General features: G+C 60.2%; 13 protein-coding genes and 1 tRNA gene. 11 read left to right on the top strand and 3 right to left on the bottom strand.

From position 1 onward, the window contains the following. The first annotated feature begins 40 nt into the window (after nucleotides 1–40). Nucleotides 41–1270, top strand: coding sequence for a multifunctional CCA addition/repair protein (locus ACQRBT_RS11890; RefSeq protein ID WP_412047493.1), 1230 nt, complete (start codon nucleotides 41–43; stop codon nucleotides 1268–1270). Nucleotides 1271–1345: 75 nt separating this feature from the next. Here the strand turns inward: ACQRBT_RS11890 and folK are convergent, their stop codons facing one another. Together folK and folB are read right to left on the bottom strand one after the other, a co-directional pair. Further along, the gene (gene folK, locus ACQRBT_RS11885) at nucleotides 1346–1864 is read right to left on the bottom strand and encodes a 2-amino-4-hydroxy-6-hydroxymethyldihydropteridine diphosphokinase (protein ID WP_412047492.1); all 519 of its coding nucleotides are present in this window, start codon (nucleotides 1862–1864) and stop codon (nucleotides 1346–1348) included. Further along, nucleotides 1855–2208, bottom strand: coding sequence for a dihydroneopterin aldolase (gene folB / locus ACQRBT_RS11880; RefSeq protein ID WP_244384987.1), 354 nt, complete (start codon nucleotides 2206–2208; stop codon nucleotides 1855–1857). The genes folK and folB overlap by 10 nt, the downstream gene beginning before the upstream one ends. Before the next feature lie 74 nt (nucleotides 2209–2282). Here folB and plsY point away from each other — a divergent pair, with 74 nt between their 5' ends. After that, nucleotides 2283–2852 carry a glycerol-3-phosphate 1-O-acyltransferase PlsY gene (gene plsY / locus ACQRBT_RS11875; protein ID WP_060757270.1) on the top strand — a complete coding sequence of 190 codons (570 nt, stop codon included), beginning with the start codon at nucleotides 2283–2285 and terminating at the stop codon, nucleotides 2850–2852. Between the two features lie 33 nt (nucleotides 2853–2885). Here plsY and tsaD read toward each other — a convergent pair whose 3' ends face one another. Continuing rightward, complete coding sequence (tsaD, locus tag ACQRBT_RS11870; RefSeq protein WP_060757269.1) at nucleotides 2886–3911, bottom strand: tRNA (adenosine(37)-N6)-threonylcarbamoyltransferase complex transferase subunit TsaD; 1026 nt, start codon at nucleotides 3909–3911, stop codon at nucleotides 2886–2888. Nucleotides 3912–4113: 202 nt separating this feature from the next. Between tsaD and rpsU the strand changes: the two genes are divergently transcribed. The 9 genes from rpsU to pqqF all read left to right on the top strand — a co-directional run bounded on the left by rpsU (nucleotide 4114) and on the right by pqqF (nucleotide 18228). Further along, nucleotides 4114–4329, top strand: coding sequence for a 30S ribosomal protein S21 (gene rpsU, locus ACQRBT_RS11865; protein ID WP_002551877.1), 216 nt, complete (start codon nucleotides 4114–4116; stop codon nucleotides 4327–4329). Nucleotides 4330–4765: 436 nt separating this feature from the next. Further along, the gene (gene dnaG, locus ACQRBT_RS11860) at nucleotides 4766–6739 is read left to right on the top strand and encodes a DNA primase (protein WP_104994848.1); all 1974 of its coding nucleotides are present in this window, start codon (nucleotides 4766–4768) and stop codon (nucleotides 6737–6739) included. Nucleotides 6740–6806: 67 nt separating this feature from the next. Next, nucleotides 6807–8654, top strand: a complete 1848-nt coding sequence (gene rpoD / locus ACQRBT_RS11855; protein ID WP_060757267.1) for an RNA polymerase sigma factor RpoD — start codon at nucleotides 6807–6809, stop codon at nucleotides 8652–8654. Nucleotides 8655–8775: 121 nt separating this feature from the next. Further along, nucleotides 8776–12516, top strand: coding sequence for an EAL domain-containing protein (locus ACQRBT_RS11850; protein WP_412047491.1), 3741 nt, complete (start codon nucleotides 8776–8778; stop codon nucleotides 12514–12516). Nucleotides 12517–12531: 15 nt separating this feature from the next. Beyond that, nucleotides 12532–12608, top strand: a tRNA-Ile gene (locus tag ACQRBT_RS11845). An 86-nt stretch (nucleotides 12609–12694) separates the two neighbouring features. Next, the gene (locus ACQRBT_RS11840; protein WP_161548719.1) at nucleotides 12695–13141 is read left to right on the top strand and encodes an Lrp/AsnC family transcriptional regulator; all 447 of its coding nucleotides are present in this window, start codon (nucleotides 12695–12697) and stop codon (nucleotides 13139–13141) included. Nucleotides 13142–13287: 146 nt separating this feature from the next. Continuing rightward, on the top strand, nucleotides 13288–14994 hold the full coding sequence (locus ACQRBT_RS11835; protein ID WP_104994850.1) for a flavin monoamine oxidase family protein: 1707 nt from the start codon (nucleotides 13288–13290) through the stop codon (nucleotides 14992–14994). 10 nt (nucleotides 14995–15004) lie between these two features. After that, entirely contained in the window at nucleotides 15005–15799 is a 795-nt protein-coding gene (locus tag ACQRBT_RS11830) for a carbon-nitrogen hydrolase family protein (protein ID WP_060757263.1), read from the top strand. Between the two features lie 59 nt (nucleotides 15800–15858). Then, nucleotides 15859–18228: a pyrroloquinoline quinone biosynthesis protein PqqF gene (pqqF, locus tag ACQRBT_RS11825; RefSeq protein WP_412047503.1), complete on the top strand. Its 2370-nt coding sequence runs from the start codon at nucleotides 15859–15861 to the stop codon at nucleotides 18226–18228. Nucleotides 18229–18378: the final 150 nt, after the last annotated feature.

Raw genomic sequence — 18378 nt, 5'->3', positions numbered from 1 at the left:
GGCACAGGCGGTATCCTGTGCGGCTAATGGAGGCTTTTTCATGAAAATCTACAAAGTCGGCGGTGCGGTACGTGACCGCTTGCTGGGCATATCGGTCACCGACATCGACCGCGTTGTGGTGGGCGCAACCGCCGAAGAAATGCTCGCCAAGGGTTATAAGCCTGTGGGCGCTGACTTTCCGGTGTTCCTGGACCCGAAAAACGGTGACGAATATGCCCTCGCTCGCACCGAGCGCAAAAGCGGCCGGGGCTACGGCGGCTTTGAGTTTCACGCCAGCCCCGAGGTCACGCTGGAAGAAGACCTGATTCGGCGCGACCTGACCATCAATGCCATGGCAGAGGACGATGAAGGCAACCTGACCGACCCCTACGGCGGCCAAAGCGATCTCGCTGCGCGCATCCTGCGTCATGTTTCCCCAGCTTTTGCTGAAGATCCCCTCCGTGTGCTGCGTGTTGCACGCTTTGCCGCGCGTTACGCTCATTTGGGCTTTACCGTGGCACCGCACACACTGGAACTGATGCGTCAGCTCAGCGAGTCCGGCGAACTGCAAGCGCTGACCCCGGAGCGTAGCTGGAAGGAAATATCGAGGGCGCTGATGGAGGATCAGCCAGAGGTGTTTATCCAGGTACTGCGCGACTGTGATGCGCTGAAAATCCTGATGCCGGAAGTGAACGCGTTGTTCGGCGTACCACAGCCTGAAGCCCATCACCCCGAAATTGACACCGGCGTACACACCTTGAGCGTGCTGGCACAGGCCGCCCGGCATCAACAACCCCTGACGGTGCGCTGGGCCTGCCTGCTGCATGACCTGGGCAAGGGCCTGACGCCTGTGGATAAGTTGCCACAGCATATCGCTCACGAGCACAAGGGCCTGAAGTTGATCAAGGCGGTCAACGAGCGTTTCAAAGTGCCGAAGGATTGCCAGGATTTGGCGCTGCTGGTTGGCCAGTACCACACTCACGGACATCGTGCACTTGAGCTGAAAGCCTCGACGTTATTGGAGTTGCTGCAAAGTTTCGATGTGTACCGTCGACCCCAGCGCTTTGAGGAGTTTGTGGTGGCATGTGAAATGGATGCGCGGGGCCGCAAGGGTTTCGAGCAGCGTAGTTATCCACAGGCCGACTACTTACGCGGCGCGGCAACGGCAGCGCGCGAAGTGGCGGTAGCGCCCCTGCTGGAGAAAGGTTTCAAGGGCCCGGAGCTGGGCGAAGCCCTCAAGCGCGAGCGGCTCAAGGCGTTGAAGCACTACAAAGAGCAATATTCAGTGTAGAAGCGAGCTTGCCCGTGAGGATCGTCACACGGACTGCCTGGATTAACTCGCCTCTTGCGCGAGCAAGCTCGGCGCTTACAGAAGAGCGTCCGAAGTGAGTTGCTGGCCCTGCCATTCAAACCCGACAGGCGCCAGTACCTGGTCGATCCGCGCATCACGCCACAGCTCAGCCAACGGCTTGCCCGCCTCCGGATGCACACGATCGGGGGCCATCAACGACAACGGCCACAATACAAAGGCGTTCTTCAGTATTTCTGCCCGCGGCAGGATCAAACCATCGAAATTACCCACCAACTCGCCATACAGCAGCACGTCAATATCCAACGGCAAGCCCTTGCGATCAGGCGCATAGCGGCCATTGTCGGCCTCGATGAATTTCAAACGACGGTCCAGCTCCATCAATGGCAGATCGGTGTAGCCCGACACCACCAGATTGAAGAACGGCCCGCTCTTGATACCCACCGGCTGGCTTTCGAACACCGCCGAACAACGCATATCGACCAGCAAACCCGCCAGCGCGTCCAGGCCGGCGCATAAGTGGGTTTCGCGCTCGATATTGCTGCCAAGGCCAAGGTAAACCTGAGTTAGCGACATCCGCGCTCGATCTCCACACCCACGCCCTTGGCGGCCGGCACGGCACCCGGCTTGGTCAGTTTGAGGTGCAGCCAGGGAATCTGGAACTCGCTCATCAGCACTTCGGCCAAGCGCTCGGCAAAGGTTTCCACCAGCTGGAATTGAGCCTGCTCGGCAAACGCCTGGATACGTGCGGATACGCTGGCGTAATCCAGCGCCAGGGTCAGGTCGTCGCCGGCCGCAGCCGGGCGGTTATTCCACGCGAAGCTCAGGTCCAGGCGCAGGCATTGCTTGATGCCGCGCTCCCAGTCGTAGGCCCCGATCACGGTGTCGACTTCCAGGCCTTCGATAAACACTCTGTCCAAGCACTCTTCTCCGCAGCACGACAAGGGCGCGATGCCCCGTTAGAATCAGGGCGTCCTCGCCCGGAATAGTTAGCATGTTTTGGTCACTGGCGATTCTCGCCTACCTGCTCGGCTCGCTGTCCTTTGCCATTTTGCTCAGCCGCCTGACGGGAAATCCCGACCCGCGAATGAGTGGCTCAGGCAATGCCGGTGCCACCAATATGTTGCGCCTGGCCGGCAAGAAACTCGCCGTGCTGACGTTGCTCGGCGATCTCTGCAAGGGCCTGTTGCCCGTGCTGATCGCCAGCCTTGTCGGTCTTTCCCTGCAACAGCAAGCCTGGGTAGGCGTGTGTGCCGTGCTGGGCCATCTGTTCCCGCTGTACTTTCGTTTTCGCGGCGGTAAAGGTGTTGCCACGGCGGCCGGCATGCTGCTGGGGATCTACCCGCCGGCTGCGTTGCTGGCCGTACTGGCCTGGCTACTGACCTTCTACCTGACCCGCACCAGCTCGCTGGCCGCGCTGATCGCCACACCGCTCACCCTGCCCCTGCTCGCATGGCAAGAGCCTGCGGCGCTGTTGCCGATGAGCGTGTTGACGCTGCTGATTGTCTGGCGTCACCGCGGCAATTTACGCGACCTGTTTGCCGGGCGCGAACGGCATTTTTAAATGCCGTCGATGAACCCGGCTCGCACCGCCCCCTTACAACGGTGAAAGCTGCTCCATCGGCCAACGCGCCTGCACGCTGATGGCCAGGCTTTCATGCTGCCCGGCCTGCAGACGCTGGCAACCGGCATAGGCGATCATCGCGCCGTTGTCGGTGCAGAACTCTGGCCGCGCATAGAACACGTCGCCCTGCATGTCGCCGAGCATTTTTTCCAGCGAGATACGCAATGCCTTGTTGGCGCTGACGCCGCCTGCAATCACCAGGCGCTTCATCCCTGCCTGTTTCAGGGCGCGCTTGCACTTGATGGTCAAAGTCTCCACCACGGCCTGCTGGAACGCCAGCGCAATGTCGCAACGGGCTTGTTCACTGTCGTCCCCGGCGCTGACGCTTTGCTGCCAGGTATTGAGCGCAGAGGTTTTCAAGCCGCTGAAGCTGAACATCAAGCCAGGGCGATCGCACATCGGGCGCGGGAACGTATGACGACCCGGTACGCCCTTTTCGGCCAGACGCGCAATTTCAGGGCCACCGGGATAGTTGAGGCCCATCATCTTCGCGGTCTTGTCGAAAGCCTCACCAGCAGCGTCATCCAGCGATTCGCCCAGAAGGGTGTATTGGCCGATGCCATCGACCTGAACCAGCTGCGTATGGCCGCCGGAAACCAACAAAGCGACGAACGGAAACTCTGGCGGTGTTTTTTCCAGCATGGGGGCCAATAAATGGCCCTCCATGTGGTGCACACCGAGGGCTGGAATGCCCCAGGCAAAGGCCAGCGCCTGAGCGCAAGAAGCCCCAACCAGCAAGGCTCCAACCAATCCGGGGCCTGCGGTGTAAGCAATTGCATCGATCTCGGTCGGCACACAGCCGGCCTCATCCAACACCTGGCGAATCAACGGCAGCATGCGTTTGACGTGATCGCGGCTGGCCAGCTCCGGCACCACGCCGCCATAGGCACGATGCAGGTCGATCTGACTGAACAGTGCATCGGCCAAAAGCCCGCGTTCACTGTCGTAAAGTGCGACGCCGGTTTCGTCGCAGGAGGTTTCAAGTCCCAGTACTAGCATGGGTTTGCGCCTTGTAGAGGCTGAATTCGAAGGCGCGCATAATAGTCGCCACTCCCCCTCCCGACTAGCGGTTTTCGATCAGAGGCTTTGCATTCCGGGCAATGAGGGGTTAACATCCGCAACCCTTAAAAACCGACGACCTCAGCCGCGAATGTTTTGCGACGAGAACGTTGATCCCGGTAATGAAAGAAGGTAGCTCTGGATGCCAGCCGTCAAAGTTAAAGAGAACGAACCCTTCGACGTAGCTCTGCGTCGTTTCAAGCGCTCCTGCGAAAAAGCCGGTGTACTGGCTGAAGTTCGTAGCCGCGAATTTTACGAGAAGCCAACTTCTGAGCGTAAGCGTAAAGCAGCAGCCGCTGTTAAGCGTCACGCCAAGAAAGTTCAGCGCGAACAGCGCCGCGCCGTTCGTCTGTACTAATACACAGACGATCGTAGCAAGCTTCTGCCAAAGCCCGGCCTTCAGCCGGGCTGCTGGCATTTGCGGATATCGCTTGATGCTTCACTGTTGACGCCGCACACGCGACCGATACACAGCTTCACACGTCAGGACTGGCTCTTTTGCCAGCGGTGCACGTCTCTTCTGACGAGCCTAACAAGGCTACTGACGAGCACACTTATTTTTCAACAGACGATCAATCGTATCGGCTGCGCCCCTTTTCCGAGGCCCACCATTGGCCAAGACCGGAAACCCGGGCAACATTTCCAAGCCGAAGACTGATAGAAATTAACGTCAGTGAATGCTCGGCAGATACACTTCCTGACAGCCCAAGCAGACAATTGTTGATCAAGCCGTGAATCCCTGTGCTTGAGCGCTTGATGGACCCTCATTTACACGCAGTGATGACGAGAACGCCATGGCCGGGCTAATTCCCCAGAGCTTTATTGACGACCTTCTGAACCGCACCGACATCGTCGATGTTGTCAGCTCGCGCCTGCAAATGAAGAAGGCCGGTAAAAACTACACCGCCTGCTGCCCGTTCCACAAAGAAAAGACTCCGTCGTTCAGCGTCAGCCCCGACAAACAGTTCTACTACTGTTTCGGTTGCGGCGCAGGCGGCAACGCCCTCGGCTTCATCATGGACCACGACAACCTGGACTTCCCCCAGGCCGTCGAGGAACTGGCGAAAGCCGCCGGCATGGAAATCCCCCGTGAAGAAAGTGGCCGCGCGCACAAACCCCGACAGCCCACCGACTCACCGCTCTACCCGCTGCTGACCGCCGCTGCCGACTTCTATCGCCAGGCACTTAAAAGCCATCCGCAGCGCAAGGCCGCCGTCGATTACCTCAAGGGGCGCGGCCTCACCGGCGAGATCGCCCGCGATTTCGGCCTGGGCTTTGCCCCTCCCGGCTGGGACAATCTGTACAAGCACCTGAGCAGCGATACGCTGCAGCAAAAGGCCATGATTGATGCTGGCCTGCTGGTGGAAAACGCCGAGACCGGCAAACGTTACGACCGTTTCCGCGACCGTGTGATGTTTCCGATCCGCGACAGCCGCGGCCGGATCATCGCCTTTGGTGGCCGGGTACTGGGGGACGACAAACCCAAGTACCTGAACTCGCCGGAAACGCCGGTATTCCACAAAGGCCAGGAGCTGTACGGCCTGTTCGAGGCGCGCAAGCACAACCGCAACCTTGATGAAATCATCGTGGTTGAAGGCTACATGGACGTCATCGCCCTGGCCCAGCAAGGCCTGCGCAATGCCGTGGCGACGCTGGGCACCGCCACCAGCGAAGAACATATGAAACGCCTGTTTCGCGTCGTGCCCAGCGTGCTGTTCTGCTTCGACGGCGACCAAGCCGGGCGCAATGCCGCCTGGCGCGCACTCGAAGCCACGCTGTCGAGCTTGCAGGATGGGCGTAGGGCGCGCTTTCTGTTCCTGCCCGAAGGCGAAGACCCGGACACACTGGTTCGCTCCGAAGGCACCGACGCGTTTCGCGCACGCATCAATCAGCACGCCCAGCCACTGGCGGATTATTTCTTCCAGCAACTGACCGAAGAAGCCGACCCGCGCTCCCTCGAAGGCAAGGCGCACATGGCCACCCTCGCGGCACCGCTGATCGACAAAGTCCCAGGCGCCAACCTGAAATCACTGATGCGCATGCGCCTGCTGGAAATCACCGGATTGAGCGGGGATGCCGTCAGCCAGCTGGTGCACAGCGCGCCACCGGACGCACCGCCGGCCTATGACCCAGGCATGGATTACGACGCCATGCCGGATTATTCCGACTTCCACCAACCGCAGGAGGCCTACACGCCCCAGCAGGAGTGGACAGCGAAGAAACCCGGCGCCGGCGGCAAGAAATGGGACAACAAGAAACCCTGGAGCAAGAACGGCAAGCGCGGCGACCGCGATGAAGCCTATGCGCCACGTACGCCCGTAGCGGTTGAAGCGCCCATGCTTATCGCGTTGCGCACGCTTATTCATCACCCGCAACTGGCGGGAAAGGTTGAAAGCGCCGACCACTTTGCCAATGAAAGCAACAGCTATGCTCAGGTACTGATCGCCTTGATCGAGGCGGTGCAGAAAAATCCCAAGCTAAACTCAATTCAATTGATGGCTCGTTGGCATGGCACCGAACAGGGGCGCCTCTTGAGAGCACTCGCGGAAAAGGAGTGGCTAATTGACGGCGATAACCTTGAACAACAATTTTTAGACACCATTACTAGGTTATCTGCGGGTCAGCACACGCAGACCCTCGATGACCTCATCAAAAGAGCAAGGCAGCCGGGATTGTCGGCTGAAGAGCAAATTCAGATAGCAAAACAGATGCGCGACCTCTTAAAACAGAACGTTTGCGCATCAAACCCGACCTCAGCTGGCGTGTGAGGTCATAGCTCGGGTATAATCCTCGGCTTGTTTTTTGCCCGCCAAGACCTTCAGTGGATAGGGTGTTATGTCCGGAAAAGCGCAACAGCAGTCTCGTATTATTGAGTTGATCAAACTGGGTCGTGAGCAGAAGTATCTGACTTACGCCGAGGTCAACGACCACCTGCCCGAGGATATTTCAGATCCTGAGCAGGTGGAAGACATCATCCGCATGATTAACGACATGGGGATCCCCGTACACGAGAGTGCTCCGGATGCGGACGCCCTTATGTTGGCCGACGCCGATACCGACGAGGCTGCCGCTGAAGAAGCGGCTGCCGCGCTGGCTGCTGTGGAGACCGATATCGGTCGTACCACCGACCCTGTGCGCATGTATATGCGTGAAATGGGTACCGTCGAGCTGCTGACACGCGAAGGCGAAATCGAAATCGCCAAGCGTATCGAAGAGGGTATCCGTGAAGTGATGGGCGCAATCGCGCACTTCCCTGGCACGGTTGACCACATTCTCTCCGAGTACAACCGCGTTACCAGCGAAGGTGGCCGCCTGTCGGACGTCCTGAGCGGTTATATCGACCCGGACGACGGCATTGCGCCGCCGGCTGCCGAAGTACCGCCGCCTGTCGATGCCAAGGTTGCCAAAGCGGACGACGACTCCGACGACGACGAAGCTGAATCCAGCGACGACGAAGAAGAAGCCGAAAGCGGTCCAGACCCGATCATCGCTGCCCAGCGTTTCGGTGCGGTTTCCGATCAAATGGAAATCACCCGCAAGGCCCTGAAGAAGCATGGTCGCACCAACAAGCAGGCAATTGCCGAGCTGCTGGCGCTGGCTGAGCTGTTCATGCCGATCAAGCTGGTACCGAAGCAATTCGAAGGCCTGGTTGAACGTGTTCGCAGTGCACTTGAGCGTCTGCGTGCTCAAGAACGCGCAATCATGCAACTGTGTGTACGTGATGCACGCATGCCGCGCGCCGACTTCCTGCGCCAGTTCCCAGGCAACGAAGTTGACGAAAGCTGGTCCGACGCACTGGCCAAAGGCAAGGCGAAATACGCTGAAGCCATTGGTCGCGTGCAACCGGACATCATTCGCTGCCAGCAGAAGCTGACCGCGCTTGAGACCGAAACCGGCCTGACCATTGCTGAAATCAAGGACATCAACCGTCGCATGTCGATCGGCGAGGCCAAGGCCCGCCGCGCGAAGAAAGAGATGGTTGAAGCGAACTTGCGTCTGGTGATCTCGATCGCCAAGAAGTACACCAACCGCGGCCTGCAATTCCTCGACTTGATCCAGGAAGGCAACATCGGCCTGATGAAGGCTGTGGACAAGTTCGAATACCGTCGCGGCTACAAGTTCTCGACTTATGCCACCTGGTGGATCCGTCAGGCGATCACTCGCTCGATCGCCGACCAGGCCCGCACCATCCGTATTCCGGTGCACATGATCGAGACCATCAACAAGCTCAACCGCATTTCCCGGCAGATGTTGCAGGAAATGGGTCGCGAACCGACCCCGGAAGAGCTGGGCGAACGCATGGAAATGCCTGAGGATAAAATCCGCAAGGTATTGAAGATCGCTAAAGAGCCGATCTCCATGGAAACGCCGATTGGTGATGACGAAGACTCCCATCTGGGTGACTTCATCGAAGACTCGACCATGCAGTCGCCAATCGATGTCGCCACCGTTGAGAGCCTCAAAGAAGCGACTCGCGACGTACTGTCCGGCCTTACTGCACGTGAAGCCAAGGTACTGCGCATGCGTTTCGGCATCGACATGAATACCGACCACACCCTTGAGGAAGTCGGTAAGCAATTTGACGTGACCCGTGAGCGGATCCGTCAGATCGAAGCCAAGGCGCTGCGCAAGCTGCGCCACCCGACGCGAAGCGAGCATCTGCGCTCCTTCCTCGACGAGTGATACCAGAACCCCCGGCCCAGGCCGGGGGTTTTGCTTTCTACAGATAAAACGCTCTGTCTCCTCCCTCCCCCGCAATGCCCGTCTACACTCGAAACATTCCCCGTGCCATAACGAGACCGTTATGCCCAGACTGCCGACTGTGTTACTGCTGTCGCTGCTGACCTGGACCGCAACGGCTGGCGCGTTGACTCTTTCTGATGATGAGCGTAGCTGGCTGGCGGACCATCAGGAGCTGCGCCTTGGGGTGGATGCCTCTTGGCCCCCCTTCGAATATCGCGACGAAAACGGTCGCTACCAGGGACTGGCTGCCGACTATGTGCGCCTGATCCAGGACCGCCTGGGCGTGCGGATCAATCTGATTGAGCCGGCGAACTGGACCGCCGTGCTTGAACAGGCCAAACACAACCAGCTCGACCTGCTGCCCGGCATCATGTCCACCCCGGAGCGGCAAAGCTACATAGCCTTTACGCGCCCCTATCTGGATTTCCCCATCGTCATCCTCGCCCATGTAGGGGGTGCCAAACCACGCGACCTCAAGGGTCTGTACGGGCTGAAGATTGCCGTGGTGGAAAACTATGCGCCCCACGAACTGCTGCGCACCCACCACCCCGACCTCAACCTGGTGGCGATGCCCAACGTCAGCTCGACACTGCAGGCCCTGGCCACCGACGAAGTGGATGCCGTGGTCGGCGATCTGGCTTCCAGCGTCTGGAGCCTGCGCCAGCTCAAGCTTGATGGCTTGTACGTCAGCGGCGAAACGCCCTACCGCTATCAACTGGCGATGGGCGTACCACGGGATGAAAAAATACTGGTGGGCATACTCGACAAGGTGCTCGCCGACTTGAGCCCCGATGAAACCGACGCGATCCAGCAACATTGGGTAGGCAGCGTCGCTGATCACCGGACTTTCTGGGTCGACTTGCTGACGTACGGCCTACCCGCCGTGCTGCTGCTGAGCACAGTCCTGGCCATCGTGATTCGGATCAATCGTCGGCTCAGTTCGGAAATTTCCCGGCGAGTCGCCCTTGAACAGGAACTGCGCAGCAGCGAATACCACTATCGCGGCCTGGTGGAGAGCCTGTCCGCCATTGCCTGGGAAGCCAGCATCACCGACTTCACCTACAGCTACGTATCGCCCCATGCCGAAGACCTGCTGGGTTACCCCCGCGCCCACTGGCTGATCCCCGGCTTCTGGCGCAACATCATCCACCCCGCCGACCTGACACGCGCCGAAGCCTATTGCTACCGCGAAACCCGCGCCAACCGCGACCATAGCGTGGATTATCGCGTGATCACCGCCGACGGCCGCTGCCTGTGGGTGCGTGACATTGTCAGCCTGATCGAACACGGCCATGAGCCAGTACTGCGCGGCCTGATGATCGACATCAGCGAAGCCAAGCGCACCGAAGAAGCGCTGCAGCTGTCTGAGCAGAAGTTTGCCTCTGTGTTTCAGCAATGCCCGGACATCCTGGTGATCGCGCGGATGTCCGATGGCTGCCTGCTGGAAGTCAACAAGGCGTTCGAGGACCAAATTGGCCTGACGGCCGAAGAGGTCGTGGGCAAAACCGCCACCGAACTGAATATCTGGGGCGTCCAAGGCGTCGGTCCCGACCTGCTGCAAAGGGCGCAGAACACCAGCATCCGCAACTTGGAGATGACCTTCCTGCGCAGCAATGGCCAGGCGTTTACCGGGCTGATCTCGGCCGAACCCTTCCAACTCGACACCACCGCAGCCCTGGTGGTAGTGGTGCGTGACATCAGCCAGCTCAAAGAAACTCAACAACAACTGCAAACCTCTGAAGAGAAATTCGCCAAGGCATTCCATGCCTCTCCAGATGGCTTGCTGTTGAGCCGCCAGCGCGATGGTGTGTTGATTGAAGTGAACGAGGGCTTCAGCCGGCTGACCGGCTTCACCAGTGCGACGCTTGACCAGTCATCCCTGGACCTGGGCATTTGGGTCGACCTCAACGAACGCAAGCACATGCTGGAGCTCATGCAGCGTGACGGGTTTGTGCGCGACTTTATCTGCCACATCCGCCGCGCCGACGGTTTGATTCGCCTATGTGAATTATCCAGCCGGCCCCTGCCCATCGGCGGTGAAGACTGCATGCTGACTATCGCCCGCGACATCACTGAGCGCCAGTTGATGCAGGAAAAACTGCAACAGGCTGCCACCGTGTTCGAAAGCACCGCCGAAGGGGTATTGATCACCGACACCCGACAGAACATCAGCGCCGTGAACCGTGCTTTCAGCGAAATCACCGGCTACAGCGAAGCCGAAGCCCTGGGCCAGACTCCGCGCCTGCTCGCCTCCGGCCTGCACGACAGCGCGTTCTACGCGGCGATGTGGCATCAGTTGACCGCGCATGGGCATTGGCAGGGCGAGATTTCCAACCGCCGTAAGAATGGCGAGCTGTACCCCAGTTGGCTGACCATCAGTGCCGTGCGCAACCGCGAGCAACTGATCACGCATTTCGTCGCGGTGTTTGCTGACATTTCCAGCCTCAAACACGCCCAGGCCCGCCTCGACTACCAGGCGCACCACGACCCGCTGACCGGCCTGCCCAACCGCACATTGTTTGAAAACCGCCTGCAGGCGGCGCTCAACACCCAACAGGAAATCGGCAACCAGGGCGCGGTACTTTTCCTCGACCTGGACCGTTTCAAGCACATCAATGACAGCCTCGGTCACCCCATCGGCGACCTGCTGCTCAAGGACATCGCCGTACGCCTCAAGGAACAACTGCGCGATATCGACACCGTCGCCCGGCTTGGCGGTGACGAATTCATCATCCTGCTGCCCGGCCTGCAACAAGCCAGCGATGCCGAGCATCTGGCCAATAAGCTGCTGGCCTGCTTTACCCCACCGTTCCAGGCCGGTGAGCACGAGTTCTTTATTACCGCCAGCATCGGCACCAGCCTGTACCCCCAGGACGGCACCGATGTCGCCACCCTGGTCAAGAACGCCGACGCTGCGATGTACCGCTCCAAAGCCAAGGGCCGCAACCGGGTCGAAAGCTATACCCGCGACCTGACTGCCCAGGCCAACGAACGTGTGGCGCTGGAACACGAATTGCGCCGCGCCATGGAGCGCGACGAACTGAGCCTGTACTACCAACCAAAACTCAGCCTTTCGACGCAAGAAGTGATCGGCGCCGAAGCCCTGATTCGCTGGCACCACCCGATCTTTGGCGATGTCCCGCCTGAACACTTCATCGCCCTGGCCGAAGAGAACGGCATGATCCTGCAGATCGGCGATTGGGTCCTGGAGCAAGCCTGCCGCCAGATGCATCTGTGGAAAGAAGCCTTCGAAGACTTCGGCCCACTCTCGGTCAACCTTGCCGGCGCACAGTTGCGCCATCCCAACCTGCTGGGGCGCATTGAACAGCTGCTACGCGACTACCGCCTGGAGCCGGGGCGCCTGCAATTGGAGATCACCGAGAACTTCATCATGAGCCAGGCCGAAGAAGCGCTGGAGGTGCTGCATCAACTCAAGCGCCTGGGCGTACAGTTGGCCATTGATGACTTCGGCACCGGCTACTCGTCCCTCAGCTACCTCAAGCGCCTGCCGCTGGACTTCCTGAAGATCGACCAGTCCTTCGTGCGCGGCCTGCCCGATGACCCTCACGATGCCGCCATCGTGCGCGCGATCATTGCCCTGGGCCACAGCATGCAATTCACCATCATCGCCGAAGGCGTGGAGAACCCCGCGCAGCAAGCCTTCCTGGCCGCCGAGGGCTGTGAGCAAATGCAAGGCTACATCGTCAGCCTACCCCTGCCGCCCGAGCTTTTTGCCGCAAGCCACCTTCACCTGCGTGTTTCAGAGTTTTCGGATGGCACAGCGGAGAATCCGTCGTTATAATCCGCGACCTGTTAAGGGCCTATAGCTCAGTTGGTCAGAGCAGAGGACTCATAATCCTTTGGTCCACGGTTCAAGTCCGTGTGGGCCCACCAACTCCAAAGCCGCGCATTGCGCGGCTTTTGTGTGTCTGGAAGCCTGTAACATGTAGCCCACTGCCCTCAGCACTGGAGTGCCCACTTTGCCCGTCCTCGATGAAATCGACCGTCAACTGATCGCCGCCCTGCAGATCAACGCTCGTGAAAGCGTGGCGATGCTTGCGCGGCAGCTGGGTATCGCGCGCACCACTGTGACGTCGCGCCTGGCACGCCTGGAGAAGACCCAAGTGATTACCGGTTATGGCGTGCGCCTGGGCCAGCGGGTAGTGGACGGCGGTTTGCAGGCTTATGTGGGGATTACCGTGCAAGCGCGCTCGGGCAAGGATGTGTTACGCAAGCTAAGTGCCATGGCGCAGGTCCAGCAGTTGTGTGCAGTCAGCGGTGAGTTCGATTACGTGGCGTGGCTGCGCACCGATTCGCCGGAACAACTGGATCAATTGCTGGACCAGATCGGCAGCGTCGACGGTGTCGAGAAAACCACCACCTCCATCATCCTCAGCAGTAAATTGGACCGCGGCCAGCCAATCTGACCACTTGCTTCGTCACTTTGACTAAAAACAATTCAATCCGACGACACTTTGCGTCTTATTAACGAACACTGCGCTCCCTAAACTGGCTGCCATCTTTTCCTATACTCCACGGGACGTGCCCCGCCGAGTCGCCAGCCAGGTGTGCCATGAACGAAGCCAACCAAAAGACTTTCCAAAAGCCCAATCGCCACCCTGCAGACGGCAAAAAGCCCATCACCATCTTCGGCCCGGACTTCCCGTTTGCCTTTGACGACTGGATCGAACACCCCGCCGGGCTGGGCAGTATTCCCGTCGCCCAGCATGGGGCTGAAGTCGCCATTGTCGGCGCCGGGATTGCCGGGCTGGTGGCCGCTTACGAGCTGATGAAGCTGGGCCTGAAACCCGTGGTATACGAAGCCTCGAAGATGGGCGGCCGCCTGCGCTCCCAAGCATTTGAAGGCGCCGAGGGCATCATCGCCGAACTGGGCGGCATGCGTTTCCCGGTGTCCTCCACCGCGTTCTACCACTATGTGGACAAGCTGGGCCTGGAAACCAAACCCTTCCCCAACCCGCTGACTCCGGCCTCCGGCAGCACCGTGATCGACCTCGAAGGCCAGACCCACTACGCGCAAAAACTCTCCGACCTGCCGGTGCTGTTCCAGGAAGTTGCCGACGCCTGGGCCGATGCCCTGGAAGCCGGCTCGCAGTTCGGTGATATCCAACAAGCTATCCGTGATCGCGACGTACCGCGTCTAAAGGAGCTGTGGAATAAGCTCGTGCCGCTGTGGGACGACCGCACTTTCTACGACTTCGTCGCCACCTCCAAGGCCTTCGCCAAGCTGTCGTTCCTGCATCGCGAAGTCTTCGGCCAGGTGGGCTTCGGCACCGGCGGCTGGGACTCGGACTTTCCCAACTCCATGCTGGAAATCTTCCGTGTGGTCATGACCAACTGCGACGATCACCAACACTTGGTGGTCGGGGGTGTGGCGCAGGTGCCCATGGGCATCTGGCGTCATGTACCGGAGCGCTGCGCCCACTGGCCGGCGGGTACCAGCCTCAGCTCGCTGCATCGGGGCGCGCCACGGGCCGGGGTGAAGCGTATTGCCCACGCCGCCGATGGCCGTTTCGCCGTCACGGATAACTACGGCGACACCCGCGAATACGCGGCGGTGCTGACCACCTGCCAGAGCTGGCTGTTGACCACCCAGATCGAGTGTGATGAAAGCCTGTTCTCGCAAAAAATGTGGATGGCCCTGGACCGCACCCGCTACATGCAATCGTCGAAAACCTTTGTCATGGTCGACCGCCCGTTCTGGAAAGACAAAGACCCGGAAACCGGCCGCGACCTGATGAGCATGACCCTGACCGACCGCCTGACCCGCGGCACTTACCTGTTCGATAATGGCGACGATAAACCGGGGGTCATCTGCCTGTCGTACTCCTGGATGAGCGACGCGCTGAAAATGCTCCCGCAGCCCATCGATAAGCGCGTAAAACTGGCCCTCGACGCCCTGAAGAAGATTTACCCGAAAGTCGACATCAAGGCGCGCATCATCGGCGACCCGATTACCGTGTCCTGGGAAGCCGACCCGCATTTCCTCGGGGCCTTCAAAGGCGCGTTGCCCGGCCACTATCGCTACAACCAGCGGATGTATGCGCACTTCATGCAGAAGGACATGCCCGCCGAACAACGTGGGATTTTTATCGCCGGCGACGATGTATCCTGGACCCCGGCCTGGGTGGAAGGCGCGGTTCAGACCTCACTGAACGCGGTGTGGGGCATCATGACTCACTTCGGCGGCCGCACTCATCCGGAAAACCCAGGCCCGGGCGATGTGTTCGATGAAATCGGGCCGATTGCTTTAGCGGATTAAGGAGTCAAGCATGCGTGTCGCCCTGTACCAATGCCCACCACGACCGCTGGATGTGGCCGCCAATCTCAAGCGGCTGCATCAAGTGGCGCACGAGGCCTCGGGCGCCGATGTGCTGGTGTTGCCGGAGATGTTTCTCAGCGGCTATAACATCGGCGCCGAAGCCGTTGGCGCACTGGCTGAAGCCCAGGACGGCGCGTCGGCACAGGCAATCGCCGCACTGGCCAAAAGCGCCGGGCTGGCGATTCTGTATGGCTACCCGGAACGGGCCGATGACGGGCAGATCTACAATGCCGTGCAGTTGATCGACGCCCACGGCCAGCGCCTGTGCAACTACCGCAAGACTCACCTGTTCGGTGATCTGGACCACTCGATGTTCAGTGCCGGGGAGGATGATTTCCCGGTAGTTGAGTTGAATGGCTGGAAGCTGGGGTTCCTGATCTGCTACGACCTGGAGTTTCCGGAAAACACTCGGCGCCTGGCCCTCGCCGGCGCCGAGCTGATCCTGGTGCCCACCGCCAATATGGTGCCATTCGACTTTGTCGCCGACGTCACCGTGCGGGCGCGGGCCTTCGAAAATCAATGCTATGTGGCTTACGCCAACTATTGCGGGCATGAAGACGAGATTCAATATTGCGGGCAAAGCAGCATTGCGGCGCCGAACGGCCAGCGAATCGCCCAGGCCGGGCTGGATGAAGCCTTGATTGTGGGCGAGTTGGATCGCCGCTCAATCCTGGAGGCCCGCGCCGCCAATCACTACTTGCAAGACCGTCGCCCGGAGCTCTACGGCGTGCTGAACAAACCCTGAGCCAGCCGGTTTGCCGGCGGTTTGTTAACATGTCCACACCCTACGTTTCGGAAGTGTCCATGCCTGCCCCGGCCCACCCTCATCATCGTCATCTGACCCTGGCCAATGGCCTGCAGGTTTCTCTACGCCATGCACCGCGCTTGAAGCGTTGCGCCGCAGCCCTGCGGGTGGCCGCCGGCAGCCATGATGCGCCTTTGGCGTGGCCGGGATTGGCGCATTTTCTGGAGCATTTGTTGTTTCTGGGCACCGAGCGTTTTCCCGCGAGCGACGCCTTGATGGCGTACGTGCAGCGTCACGGCGGCCAGGTCAACGCCAGTACCCGGGAGCGCACCACCGACTTCTTTTTCGAGTTGCCGGTGTCGACCTTCGCCGAGGGGCTTGAGCGACTGGCCGAGATGCTCGCTCATCCACGCCTTGCAATTGAAGATCAACTGCGTGAACGCGAAGTGCTGCACGCGGAGTTCGTCGCCTGGTCGCAGGATGCCCAGGCGCAACGGCAGGTCGCACTGCTCGAAGGTCTGGCCGATGATCATCCGCTGCGGGGTTTTCATGCCGGTAATCGCGACAGCCTGCCCGTGGAAAGTGAGCTGTTTCAGCAAGCGCTGAGGGCATTCCACACCGACTTCTATCAGAGTGGGCAGATGACCCTGAGCCTTGCCGGCCCCCAGCCGTGGGACGAACTCGAAGCGCTGGCGCGGCGGTTCAGCGAACAGCTGGCCGCCGGGGCTGGCCACCCACAGGCCGCTCCGCCGGCGCTGATGCGCGACCAGGCCACGAGTTATCAGCACACTGCCAATGGTCACCTGCACCACGTCATTGCCTGCGATGTACCACGCGAAGCCCTGGAGTTTCTCTGCACCTGGCTCAACAGCGCAGCGCCCGGCGGGTTGCTGGCTGAACTGAAAACTCGAAAGCTGGCCAGCACATTGCAGGCCTCAGTGCTTTATCAGTTCGCTGGGCAAGCACTGCTGGATATCGACTTTGCTCTCGACACCCACGCTGATTCGGCGACGCTGATCGAGATGTTGTTGCACGACTGGCTGAGCTTTTTCGCCCACAGTGACTGGACGTCACTGCGCGAAGAATTCGCCCTGCTGGCGGCGCGTCAACTTCAGGTCCAAGGCGCCCTGGCGTTGGCGCGGTACGAAAGCCAAGCGCTGTCGGAGCACAGCGTCAGTGCCTTGAAGGCCCTGCTTGATTCACTGCAGCTGAAGCCCGCCCAGCACACTTGGCAGTTGCCACCCGGCAACCCCTTCCTGCGCCCGCCCGTCAAAGAAGAACGCGCCGGCCTGATTCGCGGCCAAACCAGCGCCCATCGCGGCCTGCGCACCTTTGCCCAGGATCGTTCCCGAGGCCGACGCGAAGCCTCCGCGCTGACGTTCAGCAAAGCCTTGGCTGATGACACCGAGGAAGGTGCGCTCTATCTGCATTGGCAGTTTGATTCAAGCCTCCCTGCCGGGCTGGAAAGCGCATTGCAGCCGTTACGGGACAACGCCCATCAGGCGGGCGTCGAATTATCGTTCGAAACCCTCGCCAATGACTGGTGGGTGAAAATGACCGGCCTGCACGAACCGATGCCGGCCGTGCTCGAAGCCTTGGCGCATAACCTGAACCTGCCCGTGGCCCACGAGACGCCCTCCAACGCAGCGCCGCTGATTGCTATCCGAGCACTGCTCAAGGCGCTCCCGGCTTGCTGTGCCGGTGCTCGCAGCGAACCCCGCGTGACGCCGGCAGCGTGGAACACCGCACGCTGGCAAGGGTTGGGCCTGGGGTTGCCTGCCGCATGCGAAGCCGCGATCAAAACCGCTGCCGCTCGTTTGCCTGGGCAGCCCGCGAGCATCGAGTACCAACACCCGCCCATCGGTGGTCAACGTCTCTGGCACGAGATGGCAACGGCGTCCGACGAAGCGGCATTACTGCTGTTTTGCCCGGCACCCACACAATCCCTGGAGGACGAGGCCGCGTGGCGCCTGCTCGGGCATCTGTTGCAGGGGCCTTTCTACCAACGCTTGCGCGTCGAGCTGCAAGTCGGCTACGCCGTATTCAGCGGCGTGCGACAGATCAACGGGCAAACCGGGCTGCTGTTTGGCGTGCAGTCCCCCAGCGTTTCCCTCGCCGGTATCGTCGAACACCTGCAAACCTTTCTGACACAACTGCCGTCGTTGATCGAGGGCAGCGCCGACCTGGGGGGCCAGGACCTGGCCCGGCAGCTCACGGCACTTTCTGTCGCCCAAGCCGCCGAGCAGCTTTGGCACGCGCAGTTGGCCGGCCATTCGTCGGGTTATCTTGAGCGGCTTGAACAACTCATCCGATCTCGCACGCGTGAAGATTTACTGCAGGCCGCCCGGCAACTCAACAATGCCTCGGGCGGCTGGCGCTGTGTCGCCAACGGCCCACGTATCAGCGATCACTGGCAAGCCGCAGGCTGATCATTGCCAGGCCTGCAAAAGGCTTTTTCTTTCGAGACAGCGCTAACTTGAGAAGAATTGCGTAATATTCATACGCAGTATCTGAACATCTCCGACAGGAGGTGGACTATATGTAGTAGTTGGTAGTGAACGTCCCATCCTTTGGTAGGA

Source organism: Pseudomonas sp. R19M, from assembly GCF_050312585.1.
GTDB classification, from domain to species: domain Bacteria; phylum Pseudomonadota; class Gammaproteobacteria; order Pseudomonadales; family Pseudomonadaceae; genus Aquipseudomonas; species Aquipseudomonas palleroniana.
The sequence above is the reverse complement of the archived record's forward strand: the minus strand, read 5'-3'. Positions and strand labels throughout refer to the sequence as shown.

Bases quoted from the DNA above. Each gene is read 5' to 3' on its own strand.
- pqqF (WP_412047503.1), top strand. From the start codon at position 15,859: ATGCCTGCCCCGGCCCACCCTCATCATCGTCATCTGACCCTGGCCAAT.
- rpoD (WP_060757267.1), top strand. From the start codon at position 6,807: ATGTCCGGAAAAGCGCAACAGCAGTCTCGTATTATTGAGTTGATCAAA.
- folK (WP_412047492.1), bottom strand. From the start codon at position 1,864: ATGTCGCTAACTCAGGTTTACCTTGGCCTTGGCAGCAATATCGAGCGC.
- rpsU (WP_002551877.1), top strand. From the start codon at position 4,114: ATGCCAGCCGTCAAAGTTAAAGAGAACGAACCCTTCGACGTAGCTCTG.
- plsY (WP_060757270.1), top strand. From the start codon at position 2,283: ATGTTTTGGTCACTGGCGATTCTCGCCTACCTGCTCGGCTCGCTGTCC.
- tsaD (WP_060757269.1), bottom strand. From the start codon at position 3,911: ATGCTAGTACTGGGACTTGAAACCTCCTGCGACGAAACCGGCGTCGCA.
- dnaG (WP_104994848.1), top strand. From the start codon at position 4,766: ATGGCCGGGCTAATTCCCCAGAGCTTTATTGACGACCTTCTGAACCGC.
- ACQRBT_RS11835 (WP_104994850.1), top strand. From the start codon at position 13,288: ATGAACGAAGCCAACCAAAAGACTTTCCAAAAGCCCAATCGCCACCCT.
- ACQRBT_RS11850 (WP_412047491.1), top strand. From the start codon at position 8,776: ATGCCCAGACTGCCGACTGTGTTACTGCTGTCGCTGCTGACCTGGACC.
- ACQRBT_RS11830 (WP_060757263.1), top strand. From the start codon at position 15,005: ATGCGTGTCGCCCTGTACCAATGCCCACCACGACCGCTGGATGTGGCC.
- ACQRBT_RS11890 (WP_412047493.1), top strand. From the start codon at position 41: ATGAAAATCTACAAAGTCGGCGGTGCGGTACGTGACCGCTTGCTGGGC.